Here is a 20,082-nt window from a genome sequence, read left to right on the forward strand (position 1 = left end):
CCGACGCTCACCGCTGTCAGCGACAGGAGGTGCCACCCGTGAGGGGATAGCACTCGCGCCGGGTGAACGGGCACACCTGGGCGGGTCTGCCTCGGTACTCAGCCATCCGGGCGGCACGCTCAGCGCGGATCAGTTCTTCCGCTTCAGCGAGACTGGCGAGGCCGAGTCCTTCGGTCCACGCTGCACGCGCGACCTCGCGGATCGTCATGAAGGCGAGTTCGGGCAGCGGCTCATCGGCCCGATCACGTGCAGCCCTTCTCCGTGCGGCTCGACCGCTGTTGGCACTGGCCGCGGACGGCGAGGCGTGCTCGAGTGCGCGCTCGCGAAGGATCAGCTCTCCGGCCCTGTCGACCGATCCGGCGATCGAGGTGCCCCAAACCCCAGAGAAGAACCCGTGGTCCGCCTGTGCCATGCACATTCGGGTGGCGATGGACAGCGCTCGGCGTTCGACGATCAGGGCCTCCAGTTCCTCAACGGAGCGCCCACCGGGGGTGTGGGCACGCTGAGCAGCCAGACGAGACGGCAGGAAGTCACGGAGAACCAGCGCCTTCACCAGCACCTCGGCCGCGCCTCGTACTGCGACCGCGTAGGGAACGACGTCAGTCATGAAGCCACGATGTGCTCACGGCCGCGCGGCACGCTGGGACACACGGAAACTGGCCCATCGGTGTGTCCGGAGGGCTATCCTGCGCAGCTCGTTCGGCTTGACAGAGACGAACCGGAGCTTAGGCTCCGCCGGTGACGACGCCGAATCGCTTCCAGATGACCTTCGACGGGCGTGCGTATGCCCTCGCTGTAGACGGCAGGGACGTGAGCGAGGACGTCGCTGCCGTGGATCTGCACGCTGATGGTCACGATGTGCCACGCGTGGTGCTGCATCTGCGCCCGACCGGGACATGGCCCGCCGAACTGGATCTCCTCGCTCGGGTCGAGGTCGGCGCGCCCCCGGACCCCGGCCCGGCGGCCGCCGCGTTTCTGGAGGCGTTGGACCCGTTGGAGGTGGAGCGCGCGGCCCTGGCACGGATGGACCTGGAGAACGTGCCGGGCGGCGGTACGGCGGCGGTGATGCGGCAGTTGACGGAGTGGGCCCGTGGCGCTTGATCTCTCGGGGGTGCGGCGGGTCGTGGAGGGGATGCTCGACGACGAGGTCCAGCTGTGGAGGGATGCGGACGGCGCCTCTGGCGACGAACTGGACGAGCAGACAGGAGCGTTGAAGCCTGAAGGCGGGGTGGCGGTTCTGCTGTGGGAAGGGTCAGGGGCGATCGTACGGCCCGGACAGCTTTCGCCCGTCCCGCCCCTGGATGGGGCTCCCGCCGCGCTCCCCGGTTCGACCGCGTACCGGGCGCTGCTGCCGTTGTCGGCGCCGCCGATGATGCCCGACGACGTACTGAGCGTGCCCCGGTCCGCGCGAGACGAGCAGCTCGTCGGGCGCCGGTTCCGGGTGGCGGAGGTCGCGGTCGGTACGTACGCGGTGGTGCGCATGGTGCGCTTGGAGGTGATCGGCTGATGGCGGTGAACCCGCACCCCAACGCCCATCCCGACGCGGCGGCGTTCCGCGACCCGATCGAGCTGGCTGCCGCCCTCACGCGCCTCGGGCCGGCTGTCCGGGCCCGTACGCGGGCGATCACCCGGCACCACGCGATGCTGCTGCGGGTGCGGATCCAGAAGAACGCCTCCGGGCGACCGGGGCCGAACGTGATCACTGGGCAGTACCGAGCTTCCTGGGACGTGAAGGTGACCGCAGGCGGAGGGCGCGTGAGTGCGGTGGTGTTCACGGACGCGCCGCAGTCACGGCGGCTGGAGTACGGGTTCGTCGGCGTCGACCGGCTGGGGCGCCGGTACCGGCAGCCGCCCTATCCGCACATCGAGCCCGCGTTCCGGCAGACCGAGCCCGGGTTTCTGGACGCCCTGCGCAAGGGGGTGCTGCCACGGTGAGCCCCCCTCGGCTGCCGCTGACGCGGGCGCTCGTCAACGTGCTCGGCGCCGGCACAGGTCGGCCGTGTGGGCTTGGCGTGCTGCCGCGGACGGCGGACGGAAAGACCGCGGCCTTTCCGTATCTGATCCTCGACAGCCTGCCCGGTGAGTTCTCCGGTCCGTCGTTCGGGGACTGGCAGGCCGACGCGACCTGGACGTACCAGGCGACGAGCGTGGGCGAGCGAGCCGATCAGGCACAGTGGCTCGGTGACCGGGTGCGGGTGGTGGTTGCTGACCGGCTGAGGAACCTCGCGGTTCCCGGGATGCGCGTGATCGACCGGGAGTTGACCTACGACGCCGACGGAGAACCGGTTGACGGCTCACAGGGCAGTATCGTTACCTACGTGCAGCGGTTCACGATCACCGTGACGCCTGCCTGATCCTCTTCTCACCGCGGAGCCACGCGGACGCCCGGCCGACGAACGTGCCCGGCGCAGCACCCTTCCGGGAGTGCCCGTGGCTCAGCAGCGCTTCATGCGGCGCGGCATCACCAAGATCCTCTGGTTGAAGGATGTCGCCGCCGAGACCATGATCCCCACTCGTGTGGAGATCTCCGCTCCGAACGCGACCGACCTGACCGAGGCGATCAGCGATGTCGACGGCTGGTCGCTGACGAACGAGGCGATCGAGACGCCGGACATGGCGTCGACCTTCTCGTCCTCGATCCCGGGGAACGACAAGGCCGACAACTCCTCGATCACCTTCTACGAGGACCAGCTCAGCGACACCATCGAGACCCTGCTGCCCAAGGGCGCGATCGGCTTCGTCGTCTTCCTGCGCAAGGGCGACGTCCCCGGGTCGAAGTCGATGGACACCTTCCCGGTGCAGGTGGCCTCGCGCGCCGCGCAGTACAACGCGGGCAACGAGGCCGCGAAGTTCCAAGCGATCTTCTCGATCACCTCCCCGCCGGCGCTCGACGCCGCCGTCCCGGCCGCCTCGACGGGGACCGCCTGATGGCCGCCGGGAGCAAGGGCGCGGTGTCGTGGGAGCAGAAGATGGAGCGGCTGCGCCGCCGCTCGCTTCCAGAGCGCGTTCTTCGGATCTGCGACGACACAGCACCGCAGGCAGAGTACGACGAGGCCAGGCGGGCCGCCGACCGGGCCCGACTGCTGGCCGAGAGCGACACGGACAACGGCGTGTTCGCCGAGCGGGCCCGCCTCGCCGCCGAGCGCTGCGAGGCGGCGCGCGAGGCGCTCGACAGGGCGTCGGTCTACCTCACCTTCCGCGCGCTGCCGCGCCCCGTCCTCGAGGAACTGCTTCACGCGCATCCACCGACCGACGAACAGGCCGCCGACGGAGCCGCGTTCAACCCCGACACCTTCCCGGCCGCGCTGATCGCCGCCTCCAGCACGGACGGCATGAGCGAGGCCGAGGCCCGCGAGCTCCTCGACTCCTGGTCGGCGCCGGACGCGAACGCCCTGTGGGAGGCGGCCTGGGAGGTGCAGCAGGAGGGCCGGGCCGACAAGGCCGCCGACCTGGGAAAAGGCTGACGGCCGACCCGCGGCTGCGGGCCGAGCTGGAGCTGTGCGAGCGGTACGGCATCCCGCACTCGCAGTTCCTCGGCGGGGACGGCCGCTGGAGCGACCTGGACCGGGCCAAGGCCCATGCCTGGCAGCAGTGGCAGCGCACGCTGTGCCCGGACTGCCGTACGCGGGCGGAGGAGTGGGATCCGGCCAAGGGCGGCCACCAGCACGCGTACGTCACGGACACCGTGCGCTGCCCGGGCTGCGAGCTGATCGCCCAGGAGCGCGACCACGTACCCGAGGGCCGCCCCGGCTACGGCATCAAGATCACGCTGCTGCCGCGCCAGGCGTACGAGGCGCTGCACCGCGACAACGACACAACAAGGTGAGGCCGGAGAGTGGCGACGTACAACCTCACCGTCCAGCTGACGGCGCAGGCCAACAGCCTGATCTCCGGGCTGCGTTCGGCCGCCGACGCCGCCCGTGACCTGGGCCGCCGCACCCGGGATCTCGACCGTCGCCTCGCCGGTCTCGACGCGTCCAGCCGCCGCACCGCCCGGCAGATCGACCTTCTCGGCGCCCGTGCCCAGGCCACCGCCTCCCGCCTCACCGCCCTCGGTGCCCGGGGCGGCCAGACCGGCGACCGTCTGCGCCGCGCGGGCAGCGACGCCGGCGTCCTGGAACGCTCCCTCAAAGGCGCCGGCCGACAGGCGGGCGCGCTCAGCCGCCTCCTTGCCGGAGGCGCCCTCGTCCTGGGCTCCGGCCAGCTCATCGAAGAGGGCAACCGCTACCAGCGGCAGATGAACATCTTCCAGGCGGTGACCGGGGCCACCGCCGGGCAGATGCAGCGCGCCGCCTGGATGGCCAACCAGCTCGGCAACGACCTGACCCTGCCGACCACCACCGCGGCCGACGCCGCCGAGGCGATGGTGGAGCTGGCGAAGGCCGGTTTCCGTACCGACCAGGCCATCTCCGCGACCCGAGCCTCGCTACAGCTCGCCTCCGCCGCCGGGGTCAACGCGGCCGACTCGGCCCGCTACCTCGGCGACATCATGGACCAGTTCGGCCTTGGCGCCGACCAGGCCGCCCGCGCCGCCGACATCCTCGCCGCCACCGCGAACAACGCCTCCGGCGGCATCATCGACATCTACTACGCCATGCGGTACGCCGGTCCGGTCGCCGCTGGCCTCGGCGTGAGCATGGAGGACGCCGCCTCCGCGGTCGGCATGCTCGGCAAGGCCGGCATCCTCGGCCAGACCGCCGGCACCGCGCTGCGCGGCATGATGGCCAACCTCGCCGCACCCACCAAGGACATGCGCCGGGGGCTGAAGGCCCTCGGCATCGAGGCATGGGACACCCAGGGCCGGTTCAAGGGCCTGCGGTACGTCATCGGAGAACTGTCCCGCGCCCAGCACGAGATGTCGCAGCAGGACTTCACCGCCGCGGTGAAGAGAGCGATGGGCAAGCCCGCCATGTCCGGCGCCATCGCGCTCGCCCACCAGGGCACCGAGTCCTTCGACGCGCTCAACCTCGCCGTGCGCCAGACGGGGGCGGCCGCGCAGATCACCGCCGCCCGCGGCCAGGGCCTGGCGGGCGCGATGACGCTGCTGCGGAAGCAGACGCGGCAGACCGGGCTGGCGCTATACGACGCGATGGCGCCGGGCCTGGAGTACGTGACCCGGCTCATGACGAGTGGGCTGTCCGGCGCGACGCCGTATCTCGTCGCCGCGATCGAATACGGGCGCGACCTGGCCACCCTCTACGGGCCGGAGCTCAAGCAGCGGGCCCGGGAGGGTCTGGGCGGCCTGATCGACGAGGCGGAGCAGCTCCTCGGCCCACTGAAGGTGATCGGCGAGGACGCCTTGGCATCCGGGCTGAACCTGCTGATCAACGCGGGCCGCGCCCTGGGCGACGTCCTGGACAACCTCACCCAGGGCGCGGAGCCCATCGCCGACGCCCTCGGGGAGCTCGCGGACGGTTCCGATGGTGTGGCGAACGCCCTGGACGTCCTGGTCATCGCCGGGAACCTCGCCCTGTCTGCTGTGGCCGGTCTGTCGGCCGTCCTGGTGCCGGTGGGAGAGGTCGTCGGGGGTCTGGTGCGTGCCTTCGGCGCGCTGCCCGGGCCGGTGCAGAGCGCGATTGCCGCGATGTTCCTGGCCCGGCGGGTCGGGCCGATCCTGGGTGGGCTCGCCTCGACCGTGGGTGGCCGGCTGACCGGGGCGTGGCAGAGCTTCAACGGGCAGATGAGGGTTCAGCAGAGCCTCGCCGCCATGAGCAGCGCGCACATCGGAAGGCTCGGTGCGGCCTTCGCGGTGCTCCAGACCCGCGTCCCGATCGTCGGCCAGATGGGGGCCGCCTTCCGCAGCGCGCAGGGCCCGGCCGCAGGCTTCACCAGCACGCTCACGGGAATGGCCCGCGCGGCCGGTGTCGGACTGCGGGGCGCGATGTCCGGGCTGGTGGGATTCATGGGCGGCCCGTGGGGCGCCGCGCTGGTCGGCGTCACCCTCGGACTCGGGCTCCTCGCCTCGCACCAGGAGAAGGCCGCCCGCGCGGCTGCCGAGCACGAGCAGCGGGTGAGCACGCTGACCGACGCTCTGCGCGAGTCCGGCGGCGTGATCGACGACAACGTACGCCGAGCCGCCGCCCAGACCCTGCTGGACACCAAGGTCCGCGACGGCAAGGAGAAGCTCGTCGACGTCATGGAACGCGCCGGCGTCTCCATGACTGAGCTCACCGACGTCTACCTCGGCCAGGGCCGGTCGCTGGAAAGCCTCCAAGCGGAGCTGAACGCGACGGCCGAGGCGAACGTCAGGTGGATCGCGACGCAGGGCGGCGCCGCCAAGGCGTACACGGACACCGGGCTCAAGGCCGCGCAGGCCGCTGACGCGCTCGGAGAGGTCAAGGGCGAGATGGCGGAGAGCATCAAGAACGCCAAGCGCCTCGCCGACGCCAGCAGCGACACGAAGAGCGGGGCGAGCGCGTACGACCGGCTCAAGACCGCCGTCGGAGCACTCGCGGACAAGACCGCCGACGCCGACACCCGCACCCGCGCGCTCAGGGACGCCCTCGACCTGCTCTCCGGCGGCAGCATCTCCCTCCAGGCCGCTGAGGCGCGCGTGAACAGCGCCATCCTCAACGTGAACGAGGCCCTGGACGACGGGATCGACAAGGCCGACGGCTTCGGCGAAGCCCTGTTGAACAGCAACGGGACGCTGAACACCACGAGCCGCAACGGCCAGCAGCTCTACCAGTCCCTCACGTCCCTGAGCGATGCCGCCGCCGACGCCGCGGTCTCGGCGTACGCGCTCGCCCAGCAGAACGGCAAGTCGCTGCCCGAGTCCCTGGCCGCCGCCCGCGAGCAGATGGACAAGGCGCGCACGGCCGCGGTCAAGGCCGCCCAGGGCTACGGGCTGGTGCCCGAGCAGGCGGAGGCGGTCGCGGACAGTCTCGGCCTGCTGCCGTCCAAGGTGTCGCTGCTGCTGGAGACCGAGGGCATGGACTCCACGCTTGCGGATCTCCTCGCCGTGCAGGCCGAGTTCGACCGGCTGCCGAAGGCGACCACGATCCGTGTGGACTCGCTCAGCGAGGCGGCCCAGAAGAAGCTGAAGGACCTCGGCTTCACCGTGAAGACCGTCCCCGGCACCCGGGAAATCAAGATCACGGCTCCGACAAAGGGTGCTCGCGGCGACCTGAAGGCCCTCATCGACCAGCTCGGCACCGTCCCCGGCAGCAAGAACGTCAGGGTCAGCGCCGCCACACTGGGTGCCCTTGCCGCCCTGCAGGCCGTGCAGGACAAGCTGCGCAGCACACCGAACGCGAAGACGGTCACAATCAGCGCGCCGACCGAGGCAGCACGACAGCAGATGGAGGCCCTCGGTTTCAAGATCCGCACTCTGCCTGATGGCAAGGCCGAGGTCACCGTGCCCGTTCAGCCGCCGCTGAGCGCCCTCGGCACCATCCAGGGAGCGATCGACAGCCTGCGCGGAAAGACGGTCACGATCACGACACGCCGTGTCGAGCAGTACCTCGTCTCGCCCACTGGCGAGACCCGCAACCTCAAGAGGCGCACGCCGGGTTCCTACGCGGACGGCGCTGTCGTCTCGTACTACGCCGTCGGCGGCGTCCGGGAGAACCACGTCGCGCAGATCGCCCCGGCCGGCTCCTGGCGGGTGTGGGCGGAGCCGGAGACCCAGGGCGAGGCGTACGTGCCGCTCGCCGTGAGCAAGCGCCCCCGCAGCAAGGCGATCGTCGAGGAGGTCGTCCGGCGCTTCGGCGGCGACGTCACCTGGTACGCGGGCGGCGGCCTGTCCGGTTGGTCCTACGACCCCTCCGGCGGCGGGAGCGAGCTGGTGTCGGTGTCGTCGATCCGGTCGGACTCCATGCGCACCGTGAAGCGGAAGGGCAAGGAGGTCGAGGTCTTCGACCTGTCGAGGTTCGAGAAGAACCTCGACACGGCGGTGCGACGGACGGAGCGGTGGCGCAAGGACTTGCGCACCGTCGCCCGGCGCGCCGGCCAGGACGTGGCCGACGCGCTCGAAGCCATGGGCGAGGACGGCATCGAGCTGACTCACAAGATGGCCACCGGCTCGTCGAAGTACCTCAAGGAGATGGCCTCCGACCTTCAGCGGCTGGGCCTGGTCGCGAAGGCGACCCTCGGCGACTTCACCGCCCAGCTCCGCCAGGCCGTGAAGGACCAAAGCGCCTTCGAGCAGAACCTGGCCAAGCTCGCCGCCCTCGGCTACGGCGACCTCGCCGCGCGACTCGCCGAACAGGGCGACGAGGCGGCAGAGAAGCTGGCCGCCGAGGCCGTGAAAAACCCGAAGAGGGCGCGGCAGGCCAACGACGTGGCGAGGGCGGCCGCCAGGACCCTCGCGGCCGAGGACCTCACCGACCTGCTGACCATCATCAGCGCGATCAGGACGAGCACCACCGGCATCCACAAGGTCGCCGACGCGACCGGCCTGGAGGAGGACCGGATCATCGAGGTCGCCAACCGCGCCCAGTCCCGCATCAGGTCCGCGCTCGGCACCCGCGCGACCAGGTTCCTCTCCGACCTCGCGAAGGCCAACAAGGGCCTGGCGTACGCCAACGGCGGCATCTGGGAGCCCGGCATCTACTCCTCGCGCTCCGCCCTGATCAAGTTCGCCGAGGCGAGCACCGGGGGAGAGGCGTTCATCCCGCTCGCACCGGCCAAACGCGCTGCGTCGACTGCAGTCCTCACGGACGTCGCTCAGCGCTTCGGGTTCCAACTCGCCCCGGCGGACGTGGCTCCCACCCCCGTCCACACAGTCGACGCCTGCCCGGCAGAAACCGTTCAAGTCGTCGTCGTACGCGAGCGGCAGCCGCTGATCGGCACCATGCCCGTCACCGTCACTTCGACGCAGGCCACCCCGCAGCAGATCGGAGCCGAGGTCATGCGTCGCCTCCGCAATGCCCAGAGAGGAGGCCGACTTTGATGCTCGAGCTCGCCGATTGGCAGATCGAGGTCGCCGGTGTCGTTATCGGTCCTGGAACCGACATCCCAGTCGGAGATGTCGAGGGGCTGGGCGTCCCCGAACTCCGTACACAGGATGTGGACAACCCTGCCGGGGATGGCTCCTTCCCCGGCGTCGACCTGTACGGGCCGCGTGCGGTCCGCATCGAGGCGGGCATCCGTACGCCGGGGGATCCGGCACGCGCTCTCGATCTGCTCGCCCGCCTCCACCGCGCGGCCGACGACACGGCGGTGCGTACGGGCCCCGGAGCGCAGACGGTACTGCGGCTGCGCTGGCCGGGCCGGACGACGCGCCGCCTGTACGGTCGGCTGCGCCGCGTGGAGGCCGGCAGCACGTCGAGCACGCTGCACGGCTGGATCCCCCTGGACATCGAGTTCGCCGCGCTCGACCCGCGCTTCCACGCCGACGACGCCTCGGCGCTGACGCTGGCCCTGTCCGCCGACGGACTGGGCGGTCTCCGCGCGCCATTGGTCGCCCCGCTGACGACCGGCGTGGCAATCCCCGACGAGCGGCGCGGCCGGGTCCACAACGACGGAGACCTGCCGGCCTGGCCGTCGATCCGTATCACCGGCCCGTGCACCAACCCCCGCATCCGCCACGTGCAGTCCGGCCGCGTGCTCGAACTGGCCGTCTCCCTCAAGATCGGCGAGCACATCGACATCGAGACCCGTCCCGGCACCCGCTGGGCGCTGAAGAACGGCACCGGCAACCTCGCCCCCACCCTGTCCCCGGCCTCCCGCCTCGACACGTTCACCATCCCGCCCGGCAGCAGCGAGCTGTGGTGGACCGCCCGCAACTACACCAACGCCACCCGCCTGGCCGTGACCTGGCGCGCCGCCTACGCCGCCCTGTGAAACCGGAGAATCCCTCATGACGCTGATCAACCCGCCCCTGCTCACCCACGGGGGCACCCACGAGGCCAGGGCCTTCCGCATGATGGTCCGCGACCTGGCCCGCGGCTCCCAGGGCGTGACCGAGGGCGACGACCTCAAGGTCCGGCAGCTGTCCACTCCGGCGGCCGGTGTGCGCGTCGTGGACGGTTCAGCCGTCATCCGCGGTGCCGCATGGGGCCAAGGCTCCTACACGCAGTACAACGTCGGCGACGCCGTCGTACCCGTCGCGCCGACCGCCGCCAGCACCCGCTCCGACCTGGTTTGCCTGCGCGTGGAGGACCCGGAGTACGAGGGCACCCGCAGCCCGGAGACCGACGAGATCGGCTACTTCCACGTCGTTAGCAACGTCTCCGCGTCCACCACCACCGTGCCGGCCGGGATGACGGCGATCCCGCTCGCCCGCATCGACATTCCGGCCAACACGGCCGTCATCACCGACTCGATGATCAAGGATGTGCGGCGAATCGCGAACCCGCGCCGCGACCGCAAGCTGTACACGGCCTTTCCCAACACCCACTCCACCCTCAACTACAGCGACAACACGTGGCACGTCTGGCCGCCGGCCAGCCGCTGGAACGTCGCCGTACCACCGTGGGCGACGAGCGCCAAGCTCGTCACAACGATCACCGGTCTCGCACTGCGCCGGGCCGATGTCTTCGCCTGGATGAGGCAGATCATCGGCGGTACGACGGGCCAGCACATCTCCATCGACGACGACCAGGGCAACAACACCCGGCGGAACACGGTCGTCTTGGCCGACAGCATCCCAATCTCTGCCGCACAGCGTGGCACCACGGTGCCCATCCACACCGAGACGTACATGCACCGATCGGAGACAGGCGATCTGGTCACCGACGGCGCAACGACCTTCATCCTCGATGTCGAGTTCACCGAGGGCCCGGTGTGAGTCGTGCCCGCCTACCGCTACCGCACCTGGCACGCCCTGACCGGCACCGTGCTCGCCGCGGACCTGCCGCTGTCCGACGTGGAGTTCGGTCAGGCCCTCAACGGGGCCGGGGACCTCTCCGGCCGCCTCTCGCCGCGCTTCGCGCACCTCCTGCCCGCCCAGGCCGACCCGGGCAACACCCTGCTGACCTGCGAGCGGGACAACGCCCTGCTGTGGGGCGGCCTCATCTGGCGCGCGGAGCCCGAAGGCCCCGCGTACCCGATCGAGGCCGCGGGCTGGGGCAGCTACCTGCACCGCCGCCATGACGTCCACGGCAACCTGAACGGGCGCGGTCCGTACGTCAACGCCGACCCGTGCCAGGTCATCCGCGACACGTGGACCTACGCCCAGTCTCAGCCCGACGGGAACCTCGGCGTCACCGTGGACCCGGTCACCAGCCGGGCGAAGGCCGGCACCCCGGCCGAGCCGTACAGCACGGACTGGTGGGAGGCGCCGGTCCTCGGCTCCGTCATCGACGACATGACACAGATCGAGGGCGGTCCGGAGTGGACCGAGGCCACCGACTGGTCCAACGGCCGGCCCGTGGGGCGGATCCGGCTCGGCTGGCCCCGCCTGGGCACCCGCCGCACCGACATCGGCTTCGCCAGCGGCGTCAACGTGGCCGCCACCGTCCCGGTGACCTACGACGCCGATGCCTACGCCCAGGTCGTCATCGCCCTCGGCGCCGGAGAAGGCCGCGGACGTCGCCGCGCCATCGACGCCATCCGCAACGGACGCCTCCGCCTGGAGCACGTCCTGGAAGTGCCCGCGGAGAAGGGCAACGACCGGCTCGCCGCCCGCGCCCGCACCGAGCGCATCGCCCGCCAGGTCCTCGGCGAGGTCACGGAGATCGAGGTGATCGACCACCCAGCGGCCCCGGTCGGCTCCTGGCAGATCGGCGACGACGTCCGCGTCACCCTCCACGACCAGTGGACCGACTACGACGGCTGGTGCCGTGTCACCGGCTGGACCCTGCGCCCGCCGCAGGGCGACGACCCCGAGCGCATCACCCTCGCCCTGGCCCGCGCCGACCGCTTCACCGACGGGAGCTGACCCCGCATGGCCAACGACCTGACACGCCTGGCGGCCCGCATCGCCGACCTCGAGCGCCGCTTCGCCCAGCAGACCCGAACCTCCCAACTCGCCTACTCCTCCATCGAGAACGGCGCGCTCGACGTGTACGACGAGACCGGCTCCCTGCGCGCCGTCATCGGCCAGCAGCCGGACGGCACCACCGCGGTCAACATCGTCAACGCCCCACCGCCACCCACCCCAAGCCAGCCCACCGTCACCCCGGTCCTCGGAGGCGTGTCGGCAACATGGGAAGGGGTCTTCACCGACGCACCCGCGCCGCCACTGGACTTCGCCCGCATCGAGGTCCATGCCGCGACGCTCGACAACTTCATCCCCACGCCGGCCACCCTGCGCGGCACGTTCGAGTCCCCGCTCGGCAGCACCCTGACCATCCCCACCGACCAGCCGCTGTACGTCCGCCTCCTGGCCCGCAACACCTCCGGCACCGCCTCCGCCCCGTCCGCCCAGAGCGGACCGGTCGGCCCAGCACCGGTCGTCGCCCAGGAGGTCCTCGACGGCGTCGTCGACGAGACCGCGCTCGCCGACAACGCCGTCTCCCAGGCCAAGCTGCGGATCGGCGCGGTCGGCCACAACCAGCTCGCCATCGGCACCGGCAACCTCATGCCCGACCCCTCCTTCGAGGGCGCCTTCACCGAACAGCTCGTATCCGCCTCCGCCGAGTGGCGGCTCGCCGAGGGCAACGGCTCCCCTCGCGGCCTGCAAGTCGACGGCGCCAGCAGTGAGCCGACATCCCGGAGCCTGCTGATCACCGAGCTGGCCGTCTCCCCGGGAGACCGGTTCTTCCTCGCCTTCGACTACCGCGCCTCAGCCGACTGGGCCGGGGACTCCCTCCGCCTCTACCTGCGCTGGCAGGACGCGGCCGGCACGGTGCTCGGCTACGGCACGGCGATCGCCACCCCCACCCCGGGCGCCGACTGGGCCACCGCCAGCCAGCAGGTCCAGGCCCCGGCCGGGACCGTGGCCGCCACCGTATGGCTGCAGAACCACCAGGCCACCGCTGGCACCGCGGACTTCGACAACGCCCAGGTCCGCACCGTCATCGGCGCGGGCATGGTGCTCGCCGAGTCCATCGGCACCCTGGAACTGGCCGCGGAGTCCGTGACCGCCGAGAAGATCGTGGCGAACACCATCACGGCCCGGGAGATCAAGGCACTGTCCCTGACAGGCGACGAGATCGCCACCAACACCCTCACCGCCCGCCACATCGCCGCAGGCTCGCTCACGGCCTCTCGGCTCGCGATCGGCACCAACGGAAACCTGGTCGCCGACCCCTCGTACGAGAGCGGCATCATCGCCGCCGCCATCGAGGGGAAGCCCGAATACGCGGTCGAGGACGGTGGCAACAACTCGGCGAAGTGCCTGCGCATCACCCCCGGCCCGAACACCTACCGATGGCTGCAGCACGCCACCTCACCCGTCCTCCCCGGCGAGCGCTACTGGCTCGCCGCCGACTACAAGACCTCCGCCGACTTCGCAGGCGCCAAGGTGATGCTGTACGCCGGCTTCTACGACGAGGCGGGCACCCGAGTGAGCTCCGACGGCATCGCTCTCTCGACCCCCATCACCGACGGCAGCTGGCAGCGCATATCCAAGATCGTCACCATCCCCGCGAACATCACCAAGGCCAACGTCCGGGTCGGGATCGACGCCAACGGAAGCGAGACCACCACCGGCATCGCCTACTTCGACAACCTCGAATGCCGCGCCGTGCTCTCCACACCCGGCGGCGGGGCCCGCGCCGAACTGTCTCCGCAGGGTCTGCGCCTGTACGACGAGGCCGGCGACGAAGCCGTCTCGCTGACCACCGGCACACCCAACTACCTGACGCTCACGAACAACGGCACCGCTGTCGCCACCATCGACCAGGACGGCAACACCGGTGTTGGGGACCTCTCCGTCGCTGGCAGGCTCACGATCGCCGGCGACCCGATCGAGACCTACCTGTCCGGCTTCGCCCGCGGCCTGGTCGCCATCGACTACCAGGCGACCTCCGTCACCGCGGGCACCACGGACTACGGCTTCGTCGAGCTGTCCTTCGACGCCGACACCAGCCGCATGTACCGCGTCGTCCTGGACTGCTACGCCGACCCGTCCGCGTCCGGCGGCGAGCTCGTCCTCGCCCTGAAGGACGGCGGAGCGAACACCCCGTCGATCTCCTCGCCGCAGATCCAGTCCGCGATCTACCCGATGCCCACGGCCGGCTACCGGCGCATCCACCTGGAGGCCATCCGCTCCGGCGCGGCCTTCGGCGCCGGACTGCGCCGCCTGCTGGTCACCTTCCGCTGCCAGAACGGCCCCAGCGGCCAGACCGTGCGCCTGTTCGGCGGCGGCAACCATCCGGGCCTGATGTACATCGAGGACCTGGGCCCGCACATCCCGGAGACCGGCCAGTACAACACGGGCGGCGGAACGACGACTCCGCCGAAGAAGACCTACACCAAGACCTACGCGGCTTCCTGGTCCGGCTCGTACGCAAACCGCGGCTCGTACAACTCGTACTACGGCAGCAAGTGCCTGCAGGGCTACTACAGCTCGACCAACGGCATGCAGGCGAGCCTGATCGGCTTCCCTTCCGCACTCGCCACCGACCTGTCCGGCGCCACCATCCAGAAGGCCGAGGTGTACCTCTACTTCGACCACTGGTACTACAACAGCGGAGGTAAGGCGATCATCAAGGCCCACAAGCACACGTCCCGCCCGTCGACGTTCAGCTCCGACAGCGAGGCGAAGACGATCAGCTGGGGCAAGAACGTCGGCAAGTGGGTCGACATCACCTCGGTCTTCGACTCGACGAGCTGGCGCGGCATCGCCCTGGACCCGAACAACTCCGACAAGACCTACTACGGCCGCGCCCAGGGCGTCGGTCAGAGCTACCCACCCAAGCTCCGGGTCACGTACACGAAGTGACCACCCTCCATGCCGTCGATGGGTGCTGTGCCCGGGTCCCTCTGGCCACCACGCGCCCTCTCCGATCTCGGCGCTAAAAGCCTGGCTCCGTCTTCCGTCAACTGCCTGCCTCTGAGGCATCCTCCCCGCCGAGTTGAGCAAGCTGCTTCCGTAGCTTCTCGGCTTCGGCCTCAGCCTGACGGAGACGGCGTTGAAGCCCCGTACGAGACGGTGGTTTCGGTCGCTTCGGCTCTGGCTGTCGCGGAACGAGCCAGCCGATGCGCTGGTAGGCCACGATCCACCGGGCCCAAGTGCAGGTGTGGCAGAGGTTCTCAGGACTTGGGCACGGCCAGCCGTCCGCGAGCATTCGTCTCGTGTGCTCGCGCTCGCTCTCGGCCTGAGCGTCGGGGTCCGATGCCCACAGCTCCTCGTACGCCGCCTTCATCCTCCGCAAGCTCATTTTGCTGGCCCGTTGGGGGCCGTCAGCGGGTTTCCACTCAAGGTCCGGGGCCATCACCTCCGTGGCGTGGCCGCAGGAGAGCGTCACGGTCCAGAACGCCGAAGTGCGCGGCTCTTCGTAGCGGATCAGGGCCCACGCCTTCGCATCCATCCAGTCGGGTGGTTCGACGGGATCGGCGGGGAAGGACACTTCCTTGCGCTCTCCCCACTCGACAATTTCCCGGTACGGCTCGGGTGGCGAGTCGTCGTGGAAGCAGAGCACTTGCCCGGCCGGAAGGCGTACCTTATGCACCAGATCGTGCCACTGTTGCTCGACTGGCAGCTTTTCCTTGCCGTACGTCAGGACTTCCTCGACGCAGCCGCACTCGAGTTGGACCCGCCAGCGGTAGAACTTCTCCGGGGTCGGCGCCAAGAACGGCCACAGTGCCCTCGGGATGTGGCTACGGCGCTCGGTGTTGAGATCCTGGTACTCCTGGAGAGCTTCCGCGCGGGGTCGCGCCCTTCCAGGAAGCCGTCGCAACACCGCTGCCGGTGCCGTGAGCCTGTCCCTCTGGGGCCGCGCTCCGTCACAGTCAGCTGAGTTCCCCATCGATCCGCCCCTCGTTCCACCCACGGGTGCGCCTGCCTACCGGAGACGATCCCAGCAACACAGCCATCGGAGATCCGTTCGTCTCATACGTGGGACACAGCAACGCCCGATGCATTAGGCTCCGCCCGCTGGGCGACCCTCCGTCCTCCACGCTTCACCAGCACCAGACGGTGCAGCCCCCGAGGGACCACCAGGTGGCGCCTGGCGGACGAAGCAACGGAGGCGCGGGGGAGAAGGCGTCCCACCGTGGCACAGCCCCTGTCCGCAGACCAGTTCCTCGCCGTCCTGAAGAAGTCCGGCGTCCGCGTCGTCGAGCACGGCAACTGGCGCACCCACAACCGCAACCACAAGGGCGCCTGGGGCCCGGTCCACGGCGTCATGATTCACCACACCGGTCCGTACTCCACCGAGGCCGGCATGGTGGAGCTCTGCCGCACCGGGTACACCTCGCTCCCCGGTCCGCTGTGCCACGGGGTGATCGACCGCTCGGGCACCGTGCACCTCGTCGGCTACGGCCGGACCAACCACGCCGGGGCCGGCGACGACGACGTCCTGAGGGCCGTCATCGCCGAGGAGCCCCTGCCGCCGGACAACGAGGCCAACACGGACGGAAACGCGCGCTTCTATGGCTTCGAGTGCGTCAACACCGGCGGCGGCCAGGCGTGGCCGCAGGCCCAGCTGGAGGCCATGCACAAGGTCAGCGCTGCCCTGTGCCGGGCGCACGGCTGGACCGCGCCCTCGGTCATCGCCCACAAGGAGTGGCAGCCCGGCAAGCCGGACCCCGCCGGCATCGCGATGGACGAGTTCCGCGACGCCGTCGCCGACCTCCTCGGCGGTAAGCCGACGAGCTCGAAGCCCGCGGACGACAAGCCGACGTACGCCCCGTTCCCCGGTCCCGCCTACTTCCGCGCCGGCCGGCGCTCCGCCCTGATCACGGCGATGGGCAAGCGGCTCGTGGCCGAAGGATGCAGCAGGTACGCCAAGGGCCCCGGCCCGCGCTGGACCGACGCCGACCGCCGCTCGTACGCCGCGTGGCAGCGCAAGCTCGGCTTCTCCGGCGACGACGCCGACGGCATCCCGGGCCCGACCAGCTGGGCCAAGCTCGGCGTCCCCAAGCCCTGATCCGCCACGTTGAGAGGTTCCTCCGCCCCATGGCCACTTCCAGCCGCACCCCCAAGCTCCTCGCCGACATCGGCGAGCGCGCCGTCCTCACGTATGTCGAGGCGTTCCTCGGCCTGCTCCTCGCGTCCGGCACGACCAACGTCGTAACCCTGTCGGCGCTCGAGTCAGCGGCCATCGCCGCGATCCCCGCGGGCCTCGCCGTGCTCAAGGGTGCCGTCGGCTCCATCCTTGGCCGCCCCGGGACGGCCTCGTGGCTCCCCGCCAAGACCGACTCCGCCTCCCCCACCATCCGCTGATCACAGGAGCAGCCGCCATGCCCGACGGAGAGATCGCCCTGGAGCTCGCCGAACTCCGCCGCGCCCTCGAAGTCGGGCTGGCGCGCATCGACAGCCAACTCGCCCTCCTGGTCCAGCGCTCCGACCAGATCGACAAGGACGTCGAGGAGCTCGACGCCCGCGTCACCGCCCTCGAACGAACCCGCTGGCCGCTCCCCGCCATCAGCACCGTCACGGGCCTCGCCGCTCTGGGCGTCGCCCTCTGGTCGGCGGCAGGCCGCTGACGGCTCCGGATCACAGAGCAGCGCGGAGAAGAAGGAGAACGGATTGACCACGCCCGACCTGATCTGGGCTGCCCTGCTCGTGCTCGGCGCCGCCTACGAACTGCTCACCCTGGTCGACGCCGAGGACGGCAACACCCTGTCCGAGCGCGTCCGCGCGTGGTTCCGCGTCCACACCCGCCCGGGCCGCGCGATCTTCGCGGTCGCTTGGACCGGCTTCGCCGTCTGGTTCCTCGTCCACATCCTGGGGTGACGCGGCCTGAACGCGGCAGCGCCCCGGGCAGAGTGCGAGTCAGATCCCGGGGCGCTGTTCCACAAATGGAAAGAGGGAGCCAGGTTAAGTGGCTGCTCTCTGCACCGCAAGTGTCTCCTGCGCTTCTGCGCCCGCAGTGCTGGCGGGACAGAGCTACGAGCGGAGGGACATGCCGTGCCGCTCACAACTCTGTGCCGGATTACGCGATCGGGACTCCCATTCCCCCGTGGTCAGGCAGCTCATGCGCCGATAGGACTGACGAGCAGGTTCGTTTCCGTCGATGACCGTCAGCGACAAAGACATGGCCCCCCGGCTGCGGGCCCAGGCCCCAGCAGCGTCGACCAGGGCGGCACCGTCCGCGATTGACCTGCCGAGGGCGGTGAGTAACGACAGGGGGACTTGAATTAGACTTGATGCATCAAGTTACGTTTATGATGCATGGGTGAAGGTGGCGACGTGGCAGCGAAGCGGTTCCCCTATCTCCTGGGGCACGGGGAGATCGCGTTCCTCTTCGGAGTTGAGCGGCAGACCTCCCAGCTGTGGAAGACGCGCGGCGTGCTGGGCGAACCGGACGTGGTGATCTCCGGCAACCCGTACTGGCTGCTGCCCACGGTTCTCAGTCTCGCCGAGGACGGAGCCCGCGACGTCTCGCCGGAACGGCTCAAGGAGTACAAGGCTGGCATCGCCGGCGGCTACGAGGTCGGCGACGCGGCGGACCTGCCGGACGTCGTCGGGCTCAAGGAGATCCCCTGGATCTTCGGCAAGAAGTACATGGACATCTATCAGTGGCGGGTGCGCGGCAGCTTCGTCACCGAGGACGCCTCGATCTCCGGATCGCCGCTTTGGCTGCTGGACACGGTCCTTCATGGCGCGGAGCAGCGAGGCAGGGCCGTCGTTCAGGAGGGCATCGACCGGATCAAGGCTGGCGAACGGGAGCAGATCAAGCCCCGCGGCCGCAAGCCCTCGTCCGAGCCCAAGCCAACCCCGCCGCCGCTGCCGGAGGCGCGGACGTTCCGGCCGGGGGAGCATTCCGCGGAGGACGTTGCCGCGTTCGCAGCGGAACTGTTGAAGGGCGGCTTTGCACTGACCGTACGCCCGAAGCGATAGCCAGCACCGCTGCGGACAGACCGGGGGCTGCCTGCTCAAGGCAGCCCCGGCATGCGCATCACTGCCCGGCGCGAACTTCCTTCCAGCGCTCGGCGATGGTCTCGCTCACCGTGTAGAAGAACTCAGACTTGTACTCGGGATTTTCGCCAGCCCCTTCCTCCCAGGTCATGGGCCAGTTCCTTCGCCGGTGTCGCTTGTGGACTACCCGGGTGAAGGCGGCCAGGGAACCGCGCAGTTGGTTCCTTTCGACGGCGAGCCTGTCCACTAGAAACGTGTAGCTCACCGGGTTTCCCGGCTGCTCGGCCAGGATGTCCAGCAGGCCGACGACCGCCTGGACTGAAGGCAACTGGGCCACAGTCAGTTCGCGCAGGTCTTCCACGCTCCACTCGACATAGGGGTACTTGCCGTCTTCCTCTACTCCCGCGTCGCCGTCGACGGGAGACTCCGACGGCGAAGGTGCCGTGCCCGAGAGTTGGGCCAGGTAGGCGTACACCTTCGTGACGTACTCGCGCGGCACCGGTACAGAGATGAACTCCTGTGCTTGCTGCGTCATGGATCCCCACCCCTTCATATGGCCGCCCTGTGGCGACGACGAGTGAGATGTTGGCATGCCCTGACGTGCCGCGTCTATCGGTTGTCTTGAAGCAGTGAGGTTCTGTCTGGGAGACATAGGTATACGTCTTCTAGATGTGTCGTGTGCTCCAGCGTCGCTCCCTGTGTGGCCGGCGGCCGGTGCACCCCGATTGGTGATGGGTCAGCTCGCGCGAATCCCGGGCAATGCCTCTAAGGTGTGACTCTGACATGTGTTCAGACGGTACGCAGTCGTTGTGGGGGTGAAGTGTGTACCAACAAGTTGAACTCCCGCTGGGGATCGATGGGCGACAGTCCCCGCCGGATGAGAACGCGTCAACGCTGGACGACCGGTTTGAGGATTTTCACGCCGAGCACCCCTGGGTGTACGAGGCGCTGGAGCGGCTCACGGCTCAGTGGGTCGAGGCGGGTGGCGGTCAGATCGGCGTCAAGGCGCTGTTCGAGCAGCTGCGCTGGCTCGCGCCGGATCTCGCTCATGGTGAGCCGTTCCAGCTGAACAATAACTTCACCTCGCGCTATGCGCGCCTGCTGCGTGCGCGTCATCCGGAATGGCGCGACGTGTTCGAGCTGCGCCGCCTGCGTGGCGGTGGCTCCGGCAGGCGACAGTCCGCACTTGACGCCAGGCGTCAAGTGAAATAGATTTATATCAGCTT

General features: G+C 69.8%; 21 protein-coding genes. 18 read left to right on the plus strand and 3 right to left on the minus strand.

Going from position 1 to position 20,082, the window contains the following annotated elements; genetic code table 11:
• Positions 1-16: 16 nt before the first annotated feature.
• Positions 17-607 carry a hypothetical protein gene (locus tag FVS66_RS24320; RefSeq protein WP_149183314.1) on the minus strand — a complete coding sequence of 197 codons (591 nt, stop codon included), beginning with the start codon at positions 605-607 and terminating at the stop codon, positions 17-19.
• 131 nt (positions 608-738) lie between these two features.
• On the opposite strand from FVS66_RS24320, the gene FVS66_RS24325 reads away from it, so the two are divergent.
• The 12 genes from FVS66_RS24325 to FVS66_RS24380 all read left to right on the plus strand — a co-directional run bounded on the left by FVS66_RS24325 (position 739) and on the right by FVS66_RS24380 (position 14,773).
• Positions 739-1,101: a hypothetical protein gene (locus tag FVS66_RS24325; protein ID WP_149183315.1), complete on the plus strand. Its 363-nt coding sequence runs from the start codon at positions 739-741 to the stop codon at positions 1,099-1,101.
• Positions 1,091-1,507, plus strand: a complete 417-nt coding sequence (locus FVS66_RS24330; RefSeq protein ID WP_149183316.1) for a DUF6093 family protein — start codon at positions 1,091-1,093, stop codon at positions 1,505-1,507. The genes FVS66_RS24325 and FVS66_RS24330 overlap by 11 nt, the downstream gene beginning before the upstream one ends.
• Entirely contained in the window at positions 1,507-1,935 is a 429-nt protein-coding gene (locus FVS66_RS24335; protein ID WP_149183317.1) for an HK97 gp10 family phage protein, read from the plus strand. Before FVS66_RS24330 ends, FVS66_RS24335 begins: the two co-directional genes overlap by 1 nt.
• Positions 1,932-2,354, plus strand: coding sequence for a hypothetical protein (locus tag FVS66_RS24340; RefSeq protein WP_149183318.1), 423 nt, complete (start codon positions 1,932-1,934; stop codon positions 2,352-2,354). The genes FVS66_RS24335 and FVS66_RS24340 overlap by 4 nt, the downstream gene beginning before the upstream one ends.
• 76 nt (positions 2,355-2,430) lie before the next feature.
• Positions 2,431-2,928, plus strand: a complete 498-nt coding sequence (locus FVS66_RS24345; RefSeq protein WP_149183319.1) for a hypothetical protein — start codon at positions 2,431-2,433, stop codon at positions 2,926-2,928.
• Entirely contained in the window at positions 2,928-3,464 is a 537-nt protein-coding gene (locus tag FVS66_RS24350) for a hypothetical protein (protein WP_149183320.1), read from the plus strand. The genes FVS66_RS24345 and FVS66_RS24350 overlap by 1 nt, the downstream gene beginning before the upstream one ends.
• Positions 3,395-3,826 carry a hypothetical protein gene (locus FVS66_RS24355; RefSeq protein ID WP_262387173.1) on the plus strand — a complete coding sequence of 144 codons (432 nt, stop codon included), beginning with the start codon at positions 3,395-3,397 and terminating at the stop codon, positions 3,824-3,826. Before FVS66_RS24350 ends, FVS66_RS24355 begins: the two co-directional genes overlap by 70 nt.
• Before the next feature lie 9 nt (positions 3,827-3,835).
• Positions 3,836-8,893, plus strand: a complete 5,058-nt coding sequence (locus FVS66_RS24360) for a phage tail tape measure protein (RefSeq protein ID WP_149183321.1) — start codon at positions 3,836-3,838, stop codon at positions 8,891-8,893.
• A complete protein-coding gene (locus FVS66_RS24365; RefSeq protein ID WP_149183322.1) occupies positions 8,893-9,786 on the plus strand; it encodes a phage distal tail protein in 894 nt (297 codons plus the stop codon). Before FVS66_RS24360 ends, FVS66_RS24365 begins: the two co-directional genes overlap by 1 nt.
• Before the next feature lie 16 nt (positions 9,787-9,802).
• Positions 9,803-10,732: a hypothetical protein gene (locus FVS66_RS24370; protein WP_149183323.1), complete on the plus strand. Its 930-nt coding sequence runs from the start codon at positions 9,803-9,805 to the stop codon at positions 10,730-10,732.
• Positions 10,733-10,735: 3 nt separating this feature from the next.
• A complete protein-coding gene (locus tag FVS66_RS24375) occupies positions 10,736-11,824 on the plus strand; it encodes a hypothetical protein (protein ID WP_149183324.1) in 1,089 nt (362 codons plus the stop codon).
• 6 nt (positions 11,825-11,830) lie between these two features.
• Positions 11,831-14,773, plus strand: coding sequence for a hypothetical protein (locus FVS66_RS24380; RefSeq protein ID WP_149183325.1), 2,943 nt, complete (start codon positions 11,831-11,833; stop codon positions 14,771-14,773).
• A gap of 97 nt (positions 14,774-14,870) precedes the next feature.
• Here FVS66_RS24380 and FVS66_RS24385 read toward each other — a convergent pair whose 3' ends face one another.
• Positions 14,871-15,623 carry a hypothetical protein gene (locus FVS66_RS24385; protein WP_149183326.1) on the minus strand — a complete coding sequence of 251 codons (753 nt, stop codon included), beginning with the start codon at positions 15,621-15,623 and terminating at the stop codon, positions 14,871-14,873.
• 423 nt (positions 15,624-16,046) lie between these two features.
• Here FVS66_RS24385 and FVS66_RS24390 point away from each other — a divergent pair, with 423 nt between their 5' ends.
• From FVS66_RS24390 to FVS66_RS24410, 5 genes are all read left to right on the plus strand, one after another.
• Complete coding sequence (locus FVS66_RS24390) at positions 16,047-16,922, plus strand: peptidoglycan-binding protein (RefSeq protein WP_149183327.1); 876 nt, start codon at positions 16,047-16,049, stop codon at positions 16,920-16,922.
• Between the two features lie 29 nt (positions 16,923-16,951).
• Positions 16,952-17,218: a hypothetical protein gene (locus FVS66_RS24395; protein ID WP_149183328.1), complete on the plus strand. Its 267-nt coding sequence runs from the start codon at positions 16,952-16,954 to the stop codon at positions 17,216-17,218.
• Between the two features lie 17 nt (positions 17,219-17,235).
• Positions 17,236-17,481: a hypothetical protein gene (locus tag FVS66_RS24400; protein ID WP_149183329.1), complete on the plus strand. Its 246-nt coding sequence runs from the start codon at positions 17,236-17,238 to the stop codon at positions 17,479-17,481.
• Between the two features lie 43 nt (positions 17,482-17,524).
• Entirely contained in the window at positions 17,525-17,731 is a 207-nt protein-coding gene (locus FVS66_RS24405) for a hypothetical protein (protein ID WP_149183330.1), read from the plus strand.
• Positions 17,732-18,187: 456 nt separating this feature from the next.
• On the plus strand, positions 18,188-18,838 hold the full coding sequence (locus FVS66_RS24410; protein WP_149183331.1) for a hypothetical protein: 651 nt from the start codon (positions 18,188-18,190) through the stop codon (positions 18,836-18,838).
• Positions 18,839-18,896: 58 nt separating this feature from the next.
• Here the strand turns inward: FVS66_RS24410 and FVS66_RS24415 are convergent, their stop codons facing one another.
• Positions 18,897-19,391, minus strand: coding sequence for a hypothetical protein (locus FVS66_RS24415; RefSeq protein ID WP_149183332.1), 495 nt, complete (start codon positions 19,389-19,391; stop codon positions 18,897-18,899).
• Between the two features lie 287 nt (positions 19,392-19,678).
• Here FVS66_RS24415 and FVS66_RS24420 point away from each other — a divergent pair, with 287 nt between their 5' ends.
• Positions 19,679-20,068 (plus strand): hypothetical protein, encoded by a 390-nt coding sequence (locus tag FVS66_RS24420; RefSeq protein ID WP_262387174.1) that lies wholly within the window; start codon positions 19,679-19,681, stop codon positions 20,066-20,068.
• Positions 20,069-20,082 lie beyond the last annotated feature (14 nt).

Origin of the sequence: Streptomyces sp. TRM49041, from assembly GCF_008271805.1 — a bacterium.
Taxonomy (GTDB): Bacteria; Actinomycetota; Actinomycetes; order Streptomycetales; family Streptomycetaceae; genus Streptomyces.

What these genes read in the sequence shown, in the direction of transcription:
- FVS66_RS24335 (WP_149183317.1), top strand. Translation starts at nt 1,507, where the DNA reads ATGGCGGTGAACCCGCACCCCAACGCCCATCCCGACGCGGCGGCGTTC.
- FVS66_RS24380 (WP_149183325.1), top strand. Translation starts at nt 11,831, where the DNA reads ATGGCCAACGACCTGACACGCCTGGCGGCCCGCATCGCCGACCTCGAG.
- FVS66_RS24350 (WP_149183320.1), top strand. Translation starts at nt 2,928, where the DNA reads ATGGCCGCCGGGAGCAAGGGCGCGGTGTCGTGGGAGCAGAAGATGGAG.
- FVS66_RS24320 (WP_149183314.1), bottom strand. Translation starts at nt 607, where the DNA reads ATGACTGACGTCGTTCCCTACGCGGTCGCAGTACGAGGCGCGGCCGAG.
- FVS66_RS24400 (WP_149183329.1), top strand. Translation starts at nt 17,236, where the DNA reads ATGCCCGACGGAGAGATCGCCCTGGAGCTCGCCGAACTCCGCCGCGCC.
- FVS66_RS24365 (WP_149183322.1), top strand. Translation starts at nt 8,893, where the DNA reads ATGCTCGAGCTCGCCGATTGGCAGATCGAGGTCGCCGGTGTCGTTATC.
- FVS66_RS24395 (WP_149183328.1), top strand. Translation starts at nt 16,952, where the DNA reads ATGGCCACTTCCAGCCGCACCCCCAAGCTCCTCGCCGACATCGGCGAG.
- FVS66_RS24415 (WP_149183332.1), bottom strand. Translation starts at nt 19,391, where the DNA reads ATGACGCAGCAAGCACAGGAGTTCATCTCTGTACCGGTGCCGCGCGAG.
- FVS66_RS24370 (WP_149183323.1), top strand. Translation starts at nt 9,803, where the DNA reads ATGACGCTGATCAACCCGCCCCTGCTCACCCACGGGGGCACCCACGAG.